Origin of the sequence: Ruegeria sp. HKCCD6428, from assembly GCF_013110595.1 — a bacterium.
Classification (GTDB): domain Bacteria; phylum Pseudomonadota; class Alphaproteobacteria; order Rhodobacterales; family Rhodobacteraceae; genus Ruegeria.
In genome coordinates this window covers 1-17,411 of record NZ_WVQX01000018.1, presented here as the reverse complement: position 1 = coordinate 17,411, position 17,411 = coordinate 1, and the positions used below count along the sequence as shown (strand labels likewise).

Here is a 17,411-nt window from a genome sequence, read left to right as displayed (position 1 = left end):
GCCTGTCGAGTACGACAAGCGCAGATACAATCGGCGAAACCGCATTGAGATTATGTTTGGCAGGCTTAGGGATTGGAGGCGCGTGGCGACACGCTATGACCGTTGTCCCAAGGTCTTCCTATCAGCCATCGCACTCGTAGCAAACCTCATCTACTGGTTATGGGTCCTGACCCCAGGTCGTTTTACGATTGTTGCCATTACCAGCCCGTCGAAGACCCGGTATGGGGGTATTATCGATCCACACGATATATGGATGAGACACTCAGATTTTTGCGACATTTTTTGCTTGGTTGACTAATGTCAGCTCTATAACTGATGGCGCTAGCGTCAATCTCGTCGTGGTGATCAAACTTTAAGCTGCCTTCAGCAAGTAAAGCACGAGCTTTGAGGCGGTCCTGTTTAGGTCTTTCCTCCACTACGAGGACGACCAAAGCTTCAGCAATAGCTTAAGCTATCTAAGCAAAATAGCTTCAGATGTATCCCCAGATGCCCCCCTTACCCCCCAAAGCTGAAAGCTGAAAGAACGGTAAGGGAGGTCTGGCGACTAACATCGAAGCTACAGCTTCAGATTGCAGTTGCCCCAGAGAGGCCCCCACAGAAACGATTATTCTGTAATGGTGGCACCTAAACCGAAGTAACCCGATGACGCGTTGAGAGACTCTGGAGCGCTCGCTAAAGGCTCTTGGCTATATACCCAGCTGAAGCGCACGAAAGGTCGCTCGGTGACTCACTCAGCGGCTCTAGCGGGGCAGGAATGAAGGAAGCTTACGCATCTCCGTCGCCAACCCTGGTAGCATTGCGTCGCTCTTCCCATACCCTTCAGCTGACCGCCCAGTTGATCGACCCGTGATGTATGTCTTCGCGCTATCCGAGATACCCGCCCTCATTGCCAAGTCCTCAAACAGATGCCTCCACCCATGGTTGGGTGCTAAGTCTTTTCTGGTAAGCCCAAGCTTGCCTCGTACCCACCCGGCTACGTTTCCTTGTGATCGCCGGGGGAACAATCGTTGATTGGGCTTGCTACTGTGCGCCTGCACGAACTGGATCAATCCCTCAGCTATGAGGTCAGGGTGTACGGGAACAGTCCTCTTGCTGTGCTGGTTCTTAAGTGTTTTCCCGCCCTTCGTCGTGATCCGATAGAACCAGTCATCAGCGGACTGGAAGAAGTCATCGGGCCTCAGCTGCGCAACCTCTTCAATCCTAGCGCCCGAGTAGGCGCACATCCACGGCAACCATCTAAGCTCCGGCTTCGTCTCGCGCCTCGCCCCTTCAAGGACCAGTTTCGCCTAACAGAACCGATACGTGCGATCCGCGCTGTTGACCCCCTGCCGCTGCGGTAGTGCAACAAGTTCCAAGGGGTTGCCGCTGGGGAAGAGGTTGCCAAGGGCATGACGCCGCGCCCACTCGACAACTGTTCTCAAATTCTGCAAGCGCTGGGCTATGGTTGAGTTTGACAGCTTTCCCTCATTCAGCATTGACCACTTCCAGTCGTCTGCCTGTTGCGCTGTCAGAGTGTCCACTCGTTTGCTCTTTCGGTGCTTCGCAAACTCGTCAGCGGCTCTTCGAAACTTTCGCTCTGCACTGGAGGACATGGGCTTTGCATCTCTGCCTGCGGATCGGCGACGTACTTCCTCGTCAATTACTTCGTCAAACGTAACTCCACCGCGCTCATCGTGAACACCCGGGTGTTGTTTGGGTTTTGGCTCGTAATTTGGGTACTTCTTGAGAGTATCTATTTCAGAGTAGTCACCCGTCGCCCTTGCAAAGCTCACCCGGCTGACATCCTCCATGGCCACAGCAATGCGTCGAATGAGACGGTTGCGAGACTCGTTGTCAACGATCAGACCTCGCCTAGCCAACTGAGCATCTGCTAACTCGCCAAATCGATGCTCCATGTCTGTAACCTTGGTCGAAGGTGTAGGGACCGCCAAGGAATTGCTCTTGCCCTCCCTAGCGTTGGCATCCAGTTTTGCCACCTGCTTCCACACCTCAGGTGATCCGGGTTCTTCTTCAAGTACCTGAAGGAACGTTGCGACGACTTCGCCAGCTAACGCAACTGTGTCCTTATGACTTAGGCTAGTTGAGCCAGAGCGTAGTGTATCCCAGTAGGTCTCTAGCGCAGCATGTGCTGTTGCAAAGCGTTTCTTTGCTTCTGGCCAGTCTTTCGTCCTCAATGAAACTTTGGCGTGGGTCGTAAGCTTTACCCGACAGTCCCTATCGCCGACAGGTAGAACAACTGTGGTACCTGCAGCTTGGTTGACTACGTCTCTAGGGACATGGACACGTAAATAGTAAGTCGATCTGATCAGAACAGGCTTAGGCATTGCGAATCTCATCGTGTACCACCTCTATGTACTAGTTGAGGCAGCGCAAGGCCCTGAATATCAGGAACATTAGCGAGATCAATAAGTTGGGATGGTGGGTGATGAGAGACTCGAACTCCCGACATCTTCGGTGTAAACGAAGCGCTCTACCAACTGAGCTAATCACCCGTGATGCTGCATTTAGCCAAGCCTGCGGGCAGGTGCAAGAGGGTCTGGAAGATTTTCTTGCGTTCCGTCTTCGGCGGCCGTCCAACAGGGCATCTTGTCAGCCGTAGGCCGAACAGGCGGGCGCTCGGGGCGCCTCTCGGGCTGGAAGGTGGGCAGCACATTTTAAGACGGATCGATGGAAAACGCCTTGCTCAACCTGCGACCCATCATGTGTAAATGGCCAAAGGCGCTTGCGCGCCACCGGTGGCGTCCGATATCCCCGGAGAGACTGAAGCAAACCGGTCGGGAGTGTACATGACCCTATCCTTCGCCCGCCGATTTTGGATGGTGGCATTGGTCCTTGGCATGACGGCGTTGGCCCCGATCCGGGCCGGTGCAGAAGGCATTCTGGTCTTTGCAGCGGCCAGCCTCAAGACCGCATTGGACGAAATCGTTGCCGGGTACGGAAACCAAACCGGTCAGAGCGTTTCCGTTTCCTATGCGGCGTCGTCGGTCCTGGCCCGGCAGATTCAGCAAGGTGCGCCTGCGGATGTGTTTGTTTCGGCCAATACGGATTGGATGGATGTGTTGGAGCAGGACGGATTGATCCGGGCAGACTCTCGGGTTGATCTGCTGAGCAACGGCCTGGTTCTGATCGGGGCTGAAGATCATGCGCAAGTGGGTGAAATCCAGCCCGAATATGACCTCAAGGCGGACTTGAAAGACGGCTATCTGGCCATGGCACTGGTCGACGCGGTGCCTGCCGGTATCTATGGCAAAGCTGCATTGCAAAGCCTGAACCAGTGGGAGGCTGTGCGGACACAGGTGGCGCAGGCCGACAATGTGCGCGCTGCGCTGGCTCTGGTGGTGGCTGGGGCCGCGCCGCTTGGGATCGTGTATCAATCAGACGCCAGGGTGGAAGAAAGGGTCCGGATCGTTGCGACATTCCCTGCCGATCTGCATCCACCGATAATTTACCCTGCGGCACTGACCCTCGATGCAAAAGAAGGAGCACACGCCTTTCTTGAACACCTGAAAACGGATGCAGCCACGGCTGTATTTCTGGAGCAGGGATTTACCCTGCCGGTCAGGTGATTGCGTTGGATTGGTTGGGGCCTGCCGAAGTAGAAGCATTGAAGCTCTCATTGCGCGTGTCCTTCTGGGCGACGCTGGCGACTTTGCCGTTTGGTATATTTGTCGCTTATGCTCTGGCGCGTTGGCGGTTTCCCGGACGACAGGTTTTGAACGGTCTGGTGCATTTGCCTTTGATCCTGCCGCCGGTTGTCACCGGATACCTGCTGTTGCTGACTTTCGGCATTCAAGGGCCGCTGGGCCGGTTTCTGGCCGAGTTCGGGATCGTAGTGGCCTTTCGCTGGACAGGCGCGGCCCTTGCCGCCGGGATCATGGCCTTCCCTTTGATGGTCCGGGCGATACGTTTGTCGATCGAAGCGGTGGACCCGAAGCTGGAACAGGCAGGGGCAACTCTGGGCGCGTCGCGTCCGATGGTGTTTTGTACGGTGACCTTGCCGATGATTTTACCGGGTGTAATAGCCGGGGCTATTCTGGCCTTCGCCAAGGCCATGGGTGAGTTCGGTGCGACGATTACCTTCGTTTCCAACATCCCAGGTCAGACGCAGACATTGCCTTCGGCTGTCTACGCCTTTTTGCAGGTCCCGGGCGGCGAGGCGGCCGCGACGCGGCTGGTTCTGATATCGATCGTCATCGCAATGAGCGCGTTGTTGCTGTCGGAGTATGTGGGGCGGCGTGCCGCGGCGCGGGTGGCCGGATCATGAGCCTGTCTGTTCGGTTGCGCCACCAACTGCCGGGGATCGATCTGGACGTCAGTTTTGATGCGCCGCCGGGCGTGACGGTGCTGTTCGGGCGCTCGGGATCGGGCAAGACCACCATCGTCAATGCCGTGGCAGGGTTGTTGCGGCCCCAGGCAGGCCGGGTGGCGGTAGATGGCTGGGTTCTGTTCGACACGGAACAGGGCCTGTGGCTGCCACCGCATCGGCGTCGGTTGGGGTATATTTTTCAGGAAGGGCGGTTGTTCCCCCATCTGACCGTGCGCCAGAACCTTGCCTATGGGCGTTGGTTTGCGCCGAAAAACACACGCCGCGAAGACCCCGACAGAGTCATCGACATGCTGGGCATCGGTCATCTGCTGGACCGCAGACCTGCCGGGTTGTCAGGCGGTGAGAAACAACGCGTCGCCATCGGGCGGGCCCTGTTGGCAAGCCCGCGATTGATCCTTGCAGATGAACCGCTGGCAGCACTGGATGATGGGCGAAAAGCAGAAATCCTGCCCTATTTCGAGCGTCTCAGGGACGAGGTCTCGGTTCCGATCCTCTATGTGACGCACTCTGCCGCTGAAGTGGCCCGGCTGGCTACATCCGTTGTTGCGTTGCAGGATGGCAAGGCCGTTCGCCACGGGCCCGCATCCGAAATGCTTGCCGACCCGTCAGTGGCTCCTGCGGGAATTCGCGCCGTCGGGGCCGTGTTGCAAGTTCAGGTTGCAAAGCATCATTCCGACGGGCTGACGGAGTTGAACGCCAATGGCGCGCGGCTCTTTCTGCCTCGTATCGCGCATGAGGTCGGGGCAAACTTGCGGATTCGGATACCCGCCCAGGAAGTGATCCTGTCGAACAACAAACCCGAGGGGCTTTCGGCGCTGAACGTGCTGGCCGGGACCGTGGACTCGATCCGGTCGGGCGAGGGGCCGGGTGCCATCGTGTCGGTAAAGACCCCGGCGGGCAATGTGCTTGCGCGGGTTACGCGTCGATCTGTTGCGGCCCTGAACCTGAAACCAGGCAGCACATGTTATGCCGTGATCAAGACGGTTGCATTGGCCCCGCAGGATGTCGGCGGGCGCATTGTGGCCGGCAGCTAGTCGCAGGCGAGGGCGCGGGCTTCGTGTTCGCGCAGTATCAGACGAGCCGCGCGCCCGAACCCGGTGTGACCCGAGGTCGGTCTGTCGGGGAATATCGAAGCCAGTTCGCGCAATGCCTCAGAGGACAGCGAATAAAGGGCCTCTTCCCCCAGAAACAGGCTTTCGGCTTGCGCGCCCTCGGCGTTCAGGATCTCATGCCGGTCCAGCAGGACGTGAAGATACTCGACCGTTTGAACCGATGTATCGATGCCGATGCCGGGCCATCCGCACAGGTGTTTGGCGGCAACCAGGGCTTCGGATGCGCCGAAAAGCAGCTCGACTTTCGGGCCTTTGACCAGGATCCTGTGCTGCTGCGACACCAGAAGGTCCCGTGAGGGTTCGTTCGGCCCCAGACTGCCCGCCGAGATACGAACGGGGCGCAAAGCAGGTTCATCGCATAATCGTTCGGGTGGAATCCTGCTGCTTTCGATCCAGCGGATAGGTTGCAGACCGTGATCGGCAGTGGCCACCATATGACCCGCGTCCAGCGTTTCGATCGCAAGCGGGCCGCTTTCAGTTTCGATCAGGGTTCCGGCCGCAAAACAGACGCCCTCGATCCGGATGACCACTTCCACCGGGTCCGGTGTGCCGGTGAATGGAAGGGTGAATGGGCCGGCTTGGGTTGTACCCGAGACGCTGATGAAGAAAGAATCGAAGACGACTTCGCCTTTGTCGAGGCCATCGAAAAATGTCGGGTCGACGGTATAGGTCCACTCTCCTGTGTTCGGGTCGATCGAGGCGGTGCCGTTGGCGGGCTGTGCCGCAATCGTCCAGGTTTGCGTGACCGGATTGAAGTTTCCATTGTCCAGAGTGGGTTGCCCCGTCTCAACGTTGGGTGGAAAACCAGTCACATCCCCGGTCAGTTCGCCTGTGATCGGAACTGAAACCAATTAACCCTCGCCTTGCTGCAACACGCGTTCAAATTCCTTCTTGCGATACAGGCGCATGTGAACCTCGCCCGCTTCATCCCGCGTCCATTCGACAATGCGATTGCGTGTCATGTCACTGTCCATCCGGTTGGTGCGCACACGCGGGTGCGGGATTTCCTGCTTGAGGATATCAACAATTTGGCTGGTCTGTCCAAACGGAGCCACAAGATCAATGATCCAGAAGGATGATCCGCTGGTGAAATCCGTGTCGGAAAGGGGCTTTTCTTTCACCGCATAACGGAATTCGGCTTCGGGGCTGAGCCCGGCGAAGGTGACAAAACCACGGGGGAATCCGTGCTGTCGGAAGATATGGTACTGGCCCAGGCGAAACGGAGTTTCGAACGCGTACAAAACCTGTGCCAGACTGCGTTTCTGATGTGTTTTCGTCAAACCCGCCAGAAAGAACATAGCGCCCAGATCCGCGTATTTTTCCGGCGTGAAATCGAACCAGTCTTTTGGAAACGTCTTGCTCAAAGAGATGCCCAACAGTGTAACGGGAACCAAAAGTCTACAGCGAGTGTACTGCTTTCCTGCAATATGGGTAGAATAAATTCTTTGATGTGGTCAGTGTTGCCGGCTCGTTGGCCTGTCCTGCTTTACTCGCAGGTCGTCCCGACTATGCTATTGGTATCGGACCCTTGTTTCGGGATACCTGGATTATGCGTTCATTCAAGACTTTGGCTGCTGCCGTGCTTTTATCGATACCTGCGATGGCCGAGGCTGTCGGGTTCGGCCTGTCCGTTCGGCCGCAATTTCGTACGGAAATCACGCCAATGCCGGACGGTGTCTACGAGGTCAAGGCCATCGGATCCTCAGCGCCCGTTAATTATTGGTGTGGAATTGGGGATTACGCGATCCGTAGTCTGGGCGTGCCAAACAACCAACGGATCTATATCTGGCGCGCCTATGAACCCGGCGTCCGGACTGTACAATTCTCGCTGACCCCGCCGCCGGGGGCGGATACCAAGCCGGGATATTCCATCACCGTCAGGAAAGTCGGGGCCAACATGTCGGCGTCGTCGGCGCAGAACTACTGCTATGACAACTTCATCATGGACACGTTCTGAGGGTCAAATCCATTTCGCCATTGGTGGCAGGCTCATCAGAACCGCGTCCGGATCATGTCCGGTTTCCAGTCCGAATTTGGTGCCGCGGTCATAGACCAGATTGTATTCCGCATAAAGACCGCGATGCACCAGCTGGGTGTCTTTGTCGGCGTCCAAGAAACCCTGTACGCGCCGTTTTTCGACCAATGGCACGAAAGCGGGCAGGAAAGCCCGACCGATATCCTGCGTCAGGGCGAAATCGGCCTGCCAGTCTCCGGTGCAATAATCATCCATGAAAATACCGCCTACGCCGCGTGCGCGTTTGCGGTGGGGAATATAGAAATATTCGTCCGCCCACTCTTTCAGGCGTGGATAATGTCCGGGTCCATGCGGGTCCAGATGAGCCTTTTGGGTATCATGGAAATGCGCCGTGTCGTCATCATATTCGATACAGGGGTTCAGATCCGATCCGCCGCCGAACCACCAGGCGTGCGGGGTCCAGAACATCCGAGTGTTCATATGCACCGCCGGGACATGCGGGTTCTGCATATGCGCCACGAGGCTGATCCCCGAGGCCCAGAAACGCGGGTCTTCGGTCATCCCGGGAATGCCTTTGCGTGCTGCCATCGCCTGTTGTGCACGCTCGCCCAGGGTCCCGTAAACTGTCGAGACATTGACCCCGACCTTTTCAAACACTCGCCCGCCGCGCATCACGGACATCAGACCGCCCCCTGCGTCAGAGCCGTCCTCGGACTGGCGTTTGGTTTCCTTGACTTCAAAGCGGCCGGGCTTTGCGTCGGAAAACGGGCCGGTGTCGTGGCTGTCCTCCAATGCTTCGAATGCGGCAACGATGTTGTCGCGCAATTGGCGGAACCAGGCAGAGGCGGAGTTTTTTTCTGTTTCGAACATGGGTCTCAATGCGCAGGTGCGGCAACAGGGTCAAGCAATGTGCGGCCGCCATCGATTGTCAGGATCTGGCCGGTGATGAATCCGGCTGCATCCGATGCCAGATACTGCGCGGTTTCCGTCAATTCAGTGGCCGACGCGATACGGGCAAGCGGTGTGTGCTTTTCGATATCGTCGCGGAATTCTCGGTTCTCTCTCAGCGTCGATTGCAGTGATGCACTCATGACCGAGCCGAGCGCAATCGAATTGACCCGGATGCGGTTCGGCGCCAACGCCACGGCCAGTGAACGTGTCATCTGGTCCAGCGCGGCGGTCGACACGGAATAGGCCATCAGGTCGGGATGCGTGCGGCGGGCCGCGATGGATGACAGGTTGATGATCGACCCGGCAGGATTTTCATCGTCATCCCCGGCCTGTTTGATCATACGCTTTGCGACCAACTGGCTGAGCCGCAGCGCAGGCATCAGGTTCTGATTCAGCAAGGTACGCATCGAGTCGTCATCGGGATCAAGCGGATCAGACTGGATCACCTGGCGCGCGCCGTTGATCAGAATATCCACCTGATCAAACGCATCCAGTGTTGCCGACAGCAAATTGGCAATGGTCAGCTTTTCGCGCAGGTCGCCTGCGAAATAACGAATATTGCCGTCTTCTGCCTGTTCCCCAAGCTCATCGATCAGACGTTTTTCATCTATATCGGCGAACATGACATTTGCGCCCGCGTCCGCGAAATGCCGACCTATGGCCAGCCCGATGCCATTGGCCCCGCCTGTAACGATTGCTGTCTTGCCTGCGATGGAAAAGGACATCCGAATCCTCCTGAATTGGGGGCAGGTTAGCTGGCCTTATCGCCGAGGGCGAGAGGCCTCAAACACCTTGAACCGGTTGTCGCCAGCGGCTTCATCGACCCGAGCGAAGTGTTCGTTCAGAGTGGTTTCATAGGGAAGGTGGCGATTGGCGACCATCCATAGGGTTCCGTTGCGCGTCAGATTGCGTGCCGCTGCAGTGATGAAGCCCTGCCCCAGCGTGGGGTCGGCACTGCGTGAGGTGTGAAACGGGGGGTTCATTACAACCGTGTCCAATGGCTCTGGCGCAGACCAGGTGACGGCGTCAGCCCAATAAAACCGGGCCTTGGGGTCAGAAGCGTTGATGCGCGCGCAGGCAAGGGCCGTGTGATCTGCTTCGACAAGATGCACGGATTTTAGGTTGCCGCGTTTCAAAAGTTCCGCGCTCAGATACCCCCACCCGGCACCCAGATCGGCCACGCGCGGCCCCAGCTTGGCAGGCAAGGCGTTCAGCAACATGGCCGAAGCGGGATCGATCCCATCCGCTGAAAACACACCCGGTGCCGTGTGGTACCCATCGACGATCTGCGTCTTTGGCGCAGCCCAATCTGCAAAGCTCTGCGGGTCAGCCTGAAACCAGAAGATTTTCCCGTGTGCCTTGGACAGAGGCCCTTCGACCGATACCCTTTTGCGAACATCTTTCAGAATGCTGTCCACGCCATCGGTCTTTGCGCCATCTATCACGACAACGCCGCGGGCTCGTGAGCTGGCCAGATGGATCATCGCCCAAGCCAGCGCCTTGGCCCGTGGCAAAAACACAATTGCATCCTCGCAGCGGTCGTCTGTCTCGGGCACCGTGTCAAAGCCCTGCGCGGCAAAATGGTCGTAAAAAGGTTTGAACGGCTGCACCACCTGCGCCGCATGGGGAAGCGCCGACAGATCATGGGCTGGAACAGGGCAGATCACGCTGAGGGGAGATGACAGCGACAGGCCGTTCTGCAATGCAAGTTCCAGGCGAGGGGACATGGGCAATTCCGGCAAATATGGGTGAGTGTCAGGCGAAAAGCCTTATTCTTCGCGTTCCATGGTGCATTGCAGCGGGTGCTGGTGCCTGCGGGCGAAATCCATAACCTGGCCAACTTTGGTCTCGGCAATTTCATGGCTGAAGACCCCGACGACGGCCACACCTTTTTTGTGCACGGTCAGCATGATCTCGAATGCTTCTGCATGGGTCATGCCAAAGAAACGTTCCAGAACATGAACCACGAATTCCATCGGCGTGTAATCGTCGTTCAGCAACAGCACCTTGTACAAAGGCGGACGCTTGGTTTTTGGGCGCGTCTGCACCAGAACGGACGCGTCGCTGTCGTCGTCCGGTTCGTCAGACATCATCCAGGTCTTTTCCAGCATCGTAGGCAACTGTCCGATTCAGTTTTGGGGTTTATCTTCGCGCTTATATAACGTGGGGATGGCCGGTGAAAAGAGCAAGCGGACGTAAACGAGATGACTGACAAGCTGACGACAATCGGTTTCGATGCGGATGATACCCTGTGGCACAATGAGCGCTTTTTTCAGCTGACGCAGGCGCATTTTGCCCAGTTGCTGGCCGATCATGCCGACCAGGATCATCTGATGGAGCGGCTTCTGGCAGCCGAAAAGCGCAACATTCGACACTATGGCTATGGCATCAAGGGCTTTGTTCTGTCGATGATCGAAACCGCTCTCGAGGTCACGGATGACCGTGTGCCGGCCTCGGTCATTCGCCAATTGATCGAAGCCGGGCAAGAGATGCTGGCCTATCCGATCGAGCTGTTGCCCCATGCCCGCGACGCGGTGGAAGGCATGACAGGCTTGTGCCGGGTTGTCTTGATTACCAAAGGGGACCTGATCGACCAGGAACGCAAACTGGCTCAGTCGGGTCTGGGCGATCTGTTCGACGCAGTGGAAATCGTGTCTGAAAAGACCCCCGAAACTTACCGGTCGATATTTGAGCGGCATGGTGATGGCCCGGAGCGCGCGATGATGGTTGGCAATTCCATGCGATCTGACGTTGTGGCTCCGATCCAGGCAGGAAGCTGGGGGGTTCATGTCCCGCACGGCCTTATCTGGGAGGTGGAGCATGCTGAAGCCCCGGTCGACAGTCCCCGATTCCGGGAGTTGAGGGATTTGGGCGGTCTGGCCGATCTGGTGCACAGCCTGAAGTGATGTTGCCTTTTGGCAGCAGTTCCACGAAAACCCTGCCGGGTGTTGACCAAGTTCTGCCTCAATCGCGCATCTGGTGGGCTCAGGGCAGTATTTGTCTAGATATAGCCCAGTTTGGGCAACCTAACGAAACCGCGAAATGCTCAGCTTTCGGTTTATTTCACCAAGTCTCTGTGATAGTGTTTACGATAATAAAATAATTTTTGCTGACCGGGAAAACCCGGCGGCGTGAGGCAGACAGAGGCAAAAATCGTGCAGATTCGGCGGACAGTTCCGGCCCGAATGGGCTTTTTTCTCATAATGTTGCTATGTGTGCTGGCGTTTGCGCCGCTCAGGTCCATGGCGGCACCTTACGCAGCGATGGTGATTGATGCCCGAACCGGAGAGGTTCTGCATTCGCGCAATGCTGACACAAGGCTTCACCCGGCATCGCTGACCAAGATGATGACGCTTTATATCGCGTTCGAAGCGGTGCGGAATGGTGAGATCACGCTGGATACCCCGGTTCGGATCACCAAAAAGGCGGCAGCCGAGCCACCGTCGAAGCTGGGGCTGCGCGCTGGTCAGACAATTGCTTTTCGCTATCTGATCCGCGCGGCTGCTGTGAAATCGGCGAATGATGCTGCCACGGCCATCGGTATTGCCATCAGCGGATCCGAGGCAGCTTTTGCGCGTCGTATGACGCGAACCGCCAAGGCGATGGGGATGAGCCGCACGACCTTCAAGAACGCCCATGGTTTGACCGAGGCGGGGCATCTTTCGACCGCACGTGACATGACCACGCTGGGTCGGCATCTGCTGTATGACTATCCACAATACTACAACCTGTTCTCACGCCAATCGACCTATGCAGGGATCAAGACTGTTCCCAACACCAACCGTCGCCTGCTGGCAGCCTACAAAGGCGCCGATGGCATCAAAACCGGGTACACCCGAGCGGCTGGGTTCAATCTTGTTGCATCGGCTAAACGCAAGAATGAACGCATCATCGCCACCGTCTTTGGCGGAAAGTCCGGCGCCTCTCGGAATGCCAAGGTTGCCGAGCTTCTGGATTTGGGCTTCCGCCGTGCGCCGTCGCGTGCGCCCATTCGCAAACCTGCGCGACCGGCTTATGCAGGAAATACCGGATTGGGTGCCGGGACGCAGGTCGCCAGCGTGAGCGGGGCGCCAAAATCCAGTTTGCGCCCGGTTCGGCGCCCCTCCGCGTCAACGCAAGTCGCAAGCGCGGTTGCTGTGACAGCTGATGAGAATCGCGACCGCATCACCAGCGCGATCGCGGCTGCCATTGCAGAAGCTGATATCGCACCAACCGCACCGCCTGTAGAAACATCCGACACCCGTCCGGCATTGCGCCCCGAAAATCTGGTTCTGGCTTCGACGGATTCCACCAAACAGCCCGAGCCTGAGCAGGAGGTTGTCACTCGGCTGTCTTCGTCAGGTGGGCATCTGTGGGGGGTCAATGTGGGTCGTTATACCACGCGGTATGAGGCCGAGAAGGTTCTGCTGAAAACCGCTTTGTCGGAAATGACCACACTGGAAGGCACGCTGCGCAAGGTCAACCAAAGCGCGCGTGGGTTTGACGCAACCTTTCAGGGCATGACCCGCGAACAGGCGGATCTGGCCTGTCGCCGTTTGCAGGCCCGCAACGTCACATGTTTCATGATCGGGCCATCATAAGGTTCGGCATATTCTCTCCTGAATGGGTCTGGGCTGCGGTACTCCGCAGCCCTTTTTTCAATCGAAAACGTGGCCGTGCTGGTATTGTTCATCCTGTCCGGCGGCGGCTGTCAGGGCGGCGACATTGTCCTTGGTGAAGAACCCATCATATTTGTGGCACCGCTCGATATACTCGGTAATGAGCAGGGTATGCTTGGAGTGTTTCGAGAAGATCTGTTTCAGGTTCGGATCGTCTTTGCACTCACCCACCACATGGGCGAGGAACGGCACACCCTTGTCCTTCAGCGTGTTCACAACGAAATCGACGTTCTTTTCCCCGGCGCCGTGATCGCCATCCTGAATCTCGACGGCCATGTGATGCAGACGACGGCCAAAATTGCGCACGAAATCCTCGGTCGGCATCGGCAGTTTGGCGAAAGAGTTGACGAAGGATGGCGTGTTGTTTGCGGTAAACACCTTGGCCGGAGATTTTTTGTCATCGTCTACGCCGCCGTTGCGGTTCACGTTGGTCGATGAGTTCATGTCGAATATGTTGTAAGCGCCCCAGAAATAATAGGGCACCATGGTCAGAAACTCGAGGATCGCATCCTCGCGCTCGCCCGCCAATACCCGCGTCGCAAGATGGTCGATTCCCAGCATCAGCGGGGCGATTTTGCTTTCGGTTCCGAAAGCGGCGGCCTGTTCCAGACGGGCCTGTTCCGTGTCGCTCAGCAACACGCGATCCCCAAGGCCCAGACTATCTGTGTCGTTGAAGTCGTGGGTCGAATACCCGACGCGGTTGCAGGTGAAATCGGACGGGGTGGTGAATCGGAACCCGTCCGATGTGTAGAACGGGTTCTCGGTATCTCCGGGATATTCGAACCGTATGTTCTGATCCTCGAGTGCATGGGTCAGCGCGTTTAGATCACAGGCTGCGTATACCTCGCCTACATAGCGCGTCTGCGGTGTGTTGCGCGCCAGTGGATACATGCGATTGATGCGGGGGATGAAATCTTCAAACCCGGGGCTGAGCGGCGCCATCAGGATCAGCGCGGGATAGTCGGGATGTGAATGCAGAACCGAGAATCTGTGGGTTCGTCCCAGATAGCTGGCGGTGTGCCGATAGGGTGTCATCACGTAAAGTTCGACCATCGTATCGAACACCGCGTCGGGTTCGACCTGAATGATGATGGCCCGCATCGCACCGACCTGATCTGCAATGCCCGAGCTTGTCCGGCGTTCGTAAATCTTCGGAAGGTATTCATTGAAGAAATCCGAGTTCTTCTTGTCGCCCCGGGGCTGATAAGACATCAGATCAAATGACATTCCAAGACCTCCTTGCTCTTGCCCGCCATGGGTCAAGGCATTGTTTGAAATTGTAGTATTCAGAATATGCGTTTGCCCGCCATGCTAGGCGCTGAGGCCTGTACGGGCAACAGTCGTGAATTTGGGTTGCCGACGTTAACCCATGATGTTCAGCGGGTGAATTTCGTGACCTCGACACCGCCCCCGATCAGGCTTTCGCGAACAGAACGGGCGATCTGCACCGCCGTTGGTCCGTCACCATGCAGGCAAATTGTGTCGATCGATGTTTCCAGCCGCTTGCCGCTTTCGGTGATGATCGCGCCTTCGCGGACCATGTTCAGGATGCGGGGTCCTGCGACATCCGCGTCATGGATCACCGCGCCGGGCAGGCTGCGGTCAACCAATGTTCCGTCGTCATTGTAGGCGCGGTCGGCAAAAATCTCGCCCACCCATTTGCAGCCCAGCTCGCGCACGGCGTCTTCCTGTTTCGTTACGGCAAGAACCATCACGATGATGTCGGGATTGACGTCCAGCGCGCCCTGATAGCAGGCCCGCGCCATATCGATATCGACCGAACACATATTGGCCAGTGCGCCGTGCAGCTTTAGATGGCGAACTCTGGTGCCAACCGCCTTGGCCATGCCCATGGCTGCGCCCAACTGATACCGCACCAGATTGCGAAGGGTGTCCTGAGACAGCTTCATGTTCCGGCGGCCAAAGCCTTGCAGGTCGGGAAACCCGGGATGCGCCCCGATGCCGACATCATTCTCGGCTGCCAGCTTCATTGTCGACGCCATTACATCCGGATCACCCGCATGAAAGCCGCAGGCAATGTTGGCCGAGGTGATGATCTTCAGAAGGCTTTCGTCGTCACCCATTTTCCACGGGCCAAAGCTTTCCCCCATATCGGCATTCAGATCGACGCTTGGCATCGGCACATCTCCTTAGTCGGTGGCAGAGATCACTCCGCTGATCAATTGGTAGGACAGCAAGTCCGGGATGTCATGCGGGTTACGCACCAACGCTTCGACTTTTGAGGGCAGGCGGGCAAGATCCGCCATGAATGCCGCGTGCAATTCGGTGGCTTGCTCCATGCTGACAAATTCGAACGTGATCGCTCCGCCGGCGGGTGTCTGCGCTGCGCGGGGCATGTCGCAGGGCAAAACGGTCGCGATGCGGGGATACCCTCCTGTGGTCTGGCATTCAGGCAGCAGGATGAACGGATCTCCGGTTCCGGTCATCTGGATGTCGCCCGGGGTAATAACCTCGGACAAGATGTTCAGTTGGCCAGTGGCCGCAAACCCGTCGCCGTCACTGTTCACTTGCATCCCCATCCGGTTGGCGCGTGCGCCACGATGGAATGAGGTGCGCGCAAACCGATCAAGCGTTGCGTCATCAAACAAGGACGTCTGGAAGCTGGCGACGACACGCAGAACGCCGCCCGAGAAGCGTTCGGAAGGGGGCAGTTTCAAACCAGCGTCGCCTGCATCCGCGCCACAGGTCAGCCGGTCGCCCGGCTTCACAGCTCTCCCGATCCGTGCCGTCAGGTGCGCGGATCGAGATCCCAGAAAAACCTCTGAATCGATACCGCCTCCCAAATGAAGATAGCCGTAATTGCCTTGCAGAAGCGCACCGATGACCAGCCGTTGTCCGGGTTCGAGGTGATGCGAGGCATTCCAGGCCACGGGGCTGCCATCAATGCTGGCCTGCATCCGCGCACCGGTCAATGCGATGCGCATGCTCTGTGTGGCCTCGAACGTGCCACCCATTCCGGCCATTTCCAGCGCAGCAAGTTCCGGGCTCTGGCCCAGCAATGCGGCGCCTTCATGAAGGGCCAGTGTGTCGACGGCCCCGGACCGGGAAAGGCCCTGGTCCAGATAACCTGTGCGCCCCTGATCCTGGATGGTGCAAGCCGGGCCGATCTGGTGAACGATCAGGCTCATGGCGCAATCTCCTCGCAAGTTGCTCCGCCGGTGCCATCTTCGTTTTGGGCTCTGATATGTTCCAGGTCTTCGCGGGAAACGGGTTCGAATATCAGTTCATCCCCAGGCTTGAGGGCGAATGCCTCGGTCGTCTCGGGCCGGAAACATCGAAATGCCGTTTGCCCGACATGCCGCCACCCGGTTGGCGTCGGCCCGGAAAACAGGACAAACTGCGATATTGCAAGAACCAGAGCGCCTTCGGGCACCATGGGGGTCAGGGTTTGCAGCCTCGGAATGTTGAACTCGGGGGGCAATGGCCCAAGGTAAGGTTGCCCGGGGGCGAACCCTATCGTCAAAACCCGCACGCGGGACTGGCCAAGCCGCCGTATCGCTTCTTCCGGCGCGAGACCGGCAGCAGCAGCGGCATCGTCCAGCTGGGGCGCAAGGTCAGTGCCATAGACCGTCGGAATTCGCCAAAGCCTGCGGCCTGTTGGAAGTGGTGTGCTGTACCAGTCCTTTTGGTCGACGAGGTCCTGAAGCTTGTGCAGCATCTGTTGGTGGGTGGTCCGTTGCGTATCGAACCGGACATATGCCGAGGCCAGCGTGGCAGAAGACTCCTTGACCTCTGCCCATTGAAGCCGATCCAGTTCAGATCGAAATGCCAGTGCCGCTCGGTTCGCTGTCTCAGACATCGTGTCCGCAAATGTGACAAGCGCACCGTCAAATCCGACGGTTCTGACCAGTGGGAACGTAAGGTGACGCGTCATGCCTGTCTCGTTGAAGAAGCCGAAAACGAATGTCCGAGACCAGAACCCATCCCGGTGGGATGTTCAAGATAGGTGTTCAGAATGTTGGCGCGCTCAAGGTGGGGTTGGACTCATGTGGGTCGCCCCGGCATGACGCGGTTCGAAATCTGGCCTTTGAGGTTTTCAATGCAGATTCTGGCAGAGTACCGAGTCGATTCACGGGCTTGAGTCGCGCAGCCTTGTGTTCAGTGTTGCTCGACTCCCTATATATAGTAGTGCCATCTTGCGTCTTCTCGGTTGTGTCGTGGCCATCCGATGGAGAGAGCCCCGACAGACACAGGAAGGGTAAGCTTTCCAGTCTTGTAACATACTGGTTTTAATTGATTAAATTGAATTTTTCAAAAAAATGCTCTGCGACGTCATTTTCTGCTTGCGGGATTTGTTTGTTATACTTAGAACCCCCTTCACCGGCGCTGCTGAGGCGGTGCTGACGGGTCGGAGAGACGGCCTGACG

Annotated in this window: 17 protein-coding genes, 1 tRNA gene and 1 pseudogene; 7 read left to right on the top strand and 12 right to left on the bottom strand. The window is 57.5% G+C overall.

The genetic code is table 11. The features are described 5' to 3' along the window. Positions 1-160 (top strand): annotated as a pseudogene (locus GS620_RS21670) (transposase); the annotation flags it as partial. 1,126 nt (positions 161-1,286) lie between these two features. Here the strand turns inward: GS620_RS21670 and GS620_RS21665 are convergent. Both GS620_RS21665 and GS620_RS21660 read right to left on the bottom strand, forming a co-directional pair. Then, the gene (locus GS620_RS21665; RefSeq protein WP_171617713.1) at positions 1,287-2,324 is read right to left on the bottom strand and encodes a DUF6538 domain-containing protein; all 1,038 of its coding nucleotides are present in this window, start codon (positions 2,322-2,324) and stop codon (positions 1,287-1,289) included. Between the two features lie 92 nt (positions 2,325-2,416). Beyond that, positions 2,417-2,492, bottom strand: a tRNA-Val gene (locus tag GS620_RS21660). A gap of 294 nt (positions 2,493-2,786) precedes the next feature. On the opposite strand from GS620_RS21660, the gene modA reads away from it, so the two are divergent. Genes modA through modC form a run of 3 tightly spaced genes read left to right on the top strand, consistent with a single transcriptional unit; the run spans position 2,787 to position 5,361 of the window. Further along, positions 2,787-3,566 carry a molybdate ABC transporter substrate-binding protein gene (gene modA / locus GS620_RS21655; protein WP_253284018.1) on the top strand — a complete coding sequence of 260 codons (780 nt, stop codon included), beginning with the start codon at positions 2,787-2,789 and terminating at the stop codon, positions 3,564-3,566. 5 nt (positions 3,567-3,571) lie between these two features. Beyond that, on the top strand, positions 3,572-4,264 hold the full coding sequence (modB, locus tag GS620_RS21650; protein WP_171331951.1) for a molybdate ABC transporter permease subunit: 693 nt from the start codon (positions 3,572-3,574) through the stop codon (positions 4,262-4,264). Next, the gene (modC, locus tag GS620_RS21645; RefSeq protein ID WP_171617712.1) at positions 4,261-5,361 is read left to right on the top strand and encodes a molybdenum ABC transporter ATP-binding protein; all 1,101 of its coding nucleotides are present in this window, start codon (positions 4,261-4,263) and stop codon (positions 5,359-5,361) included. The genes modB and modC overlap by 4 nt, the downstream gene beginning before the upstream one ends. On the opposite strand, the gene GS620_RS21640 is transcribed toward modC, so the two are convergent. Then, positions 5,358-6,290 carry a Hint domain-containing protein gene (locus GS620_RS21640; RefSeq protein ID WP_171207135.1) on the bottom strand — a complete coding sequence of 311 codons (933 nt, stop codon included), beginning with the start codon at positions 6,288-6,290 and terminating at the stop codon, positions 5,358-5,360. The two genes, modC and GS620_RS21640, sit on opposite strands and share 4 nt — an antisense overlap. Beyond that, positions 6,291-6,803: a toxin-activating lysine-acyltransferase gene (locus GS620_RS21635; protein WP_171172747.1), complete on the bottom strand. Its 513-nt coding sequence runs from the start codon at positions 6,801-6,803 to the stop codon at positions 6,291-6,293. 185 nt (positions 6,804-6,988) lie between these two features. On the opposite strand from GS620_RS21635, the gene GS620_RS21630 reads away from it, so the two are divergent. After that, positions 6,989-7,396 carry a hypothetical protein gene (locus tag GS620_RS21630; protein WP_152456982.1) on the top strand — a complete coding sequence of 136 codons (408 nt, stop codon included), beginning with the start codon at positions 6,989-6,991 and terminating at the stop codon, positions 7,394-7,396. 3 nt (positions 7,397-7,399) lie between these two features. Here GS620_RS21630 and hemF read toward each other — a convergent pair whose 3' ends face one another. The 4 genes from hemF to clpS are packed head-to-tail and all read right to left on the bottom strand — an operon-like array spanning position 7,400 to position 10,476. Then, positions 7,400-8,284: an oxygen-dependent coproporphyrinogen oxidase gene (hemF, locus tag GS620_RS21625; protein ID WP_171617711.1), complete on the bottom strand. Its 885-nt coding sequence runs from the start codon at positions 8,282-8,284 to the stop codon at positions 7,400-7,402. 5 nt (positions 8,285-8,289) lie between these two features. After that, a complete protein-coding gene (locus GS620_RS21620; RefSeq protein WP_171172745.1) occupies positions 8,290-9,090 on the bottom strand; it encodes an SDR family NAD(P)-dependent oxidoreductase in 801 nt (266 codons plus the stop codon). Between the two features lie 36 nt (positions 9,091-9,126). Continuing rightward, positions 9,127-10,092, bottom strand: coding sequence for a class I SAM-dependent methyltransferase (locus GS620_RS21615; protein ID WP_171617710.1), 966 nt, complete (start codon positions 10,090-10,092; stop codon positions 9,127-9,129). A 42-nt stretch (positions 10,093-10,134) separates the two neighbouring features. Then, entirely contained in the window at positions 10,135-10,476 is a 342-nt protein-coding gene (gene clpS / locus GS620_RS21610) for an ATP-dependent Clp protease adapter ClpS (protein ID WP_152456986.1), read from the bottom strand. Between the two features lie 93 nt (positions 10,477-10,569). Between clpS and GS620_RS21605 the strand changes: the two genes are divergently transcribed. Beyond that, positions 10,570-11,271 (top strand): HAD family hydrolase, encoded by a 702-nt coding sequence (locus GS620_RS21605; RefSeq protein WP_171617709.1) that lies wholly within the window; start codon positions 10,570-10,572, stop codon positions 11,269-11,271. 279 nt (positions 11,272-11,550) lie between these two features. Then, complete coding sequence (locus tag GS620_RS21600) at positions 11,551-12,945, top strand: D-alanyl-D-alanine carboxypeptidase family protein (protein ID WP_171233965.1); 1,395 nt, start codon at positions 11,551-11,553, stop codon at positions 12,943-12,945. Between the two features lie 57 nt (positions 12,946-13,002). On the opposite strand, the gene GS620_RS21595 is transcribed toward GS620_RS21600, so the two are convergent. The 4 genes from GS620_RS21595 to GS620_RS21580 form a co-directional block, all read right to left on the bottom strand. Then, entirely contained in the window at positions 13,003-14,250 is a 1,248-nt protein-coding gene (locus GS620_RS21595) for a hypothetical protein (RefSeq protein ID WP_171617708.1), read from the bottom strand. 149 nt (positions 14,251-14,399) lie between these two features. Then, positions 14,400-15,161 (bottom strand): LamB/YcsF family protein, encoded by a 762-nt coding sequence (locus GS620_RS21590; RefSeq protein WP_171617707.1) that lies wholly within the window; start codon positions 15,159-15,161, stop codon positions 14,400-14,402. A 12-nt stretch (positions 15,162-15,173) separates the two neighbouring features. Continuing rightward, positions 15,174-16,172, bottom strand: a complete 999-nt coding sequence (locus GS620_RS21585; RefSeq protein ID WP_171172739.1) for a biotin-dependent carboxyltransferase family protein — start codon at positions 16,170-16,172, stop codon at positions 15,174-15,176. Further along, positions 16,169-16,918 (bottom strand): allophanate hydrolase subunit 1, encoded by a 750-nt coding sequence (locus tag GS620_RS21580; protein ID WP_171617706.1) that lies wholly within the window; start codon positions 16,916-16,918, stop codon positions 16,169-16,171. The genes GS620_RS21585 and GS620_RS21580 overlap by 4 nt, the downstream gene beginning before the upstream one ends. Positions 16,919-17,411 lie beyond the last annotated feature (493 nt).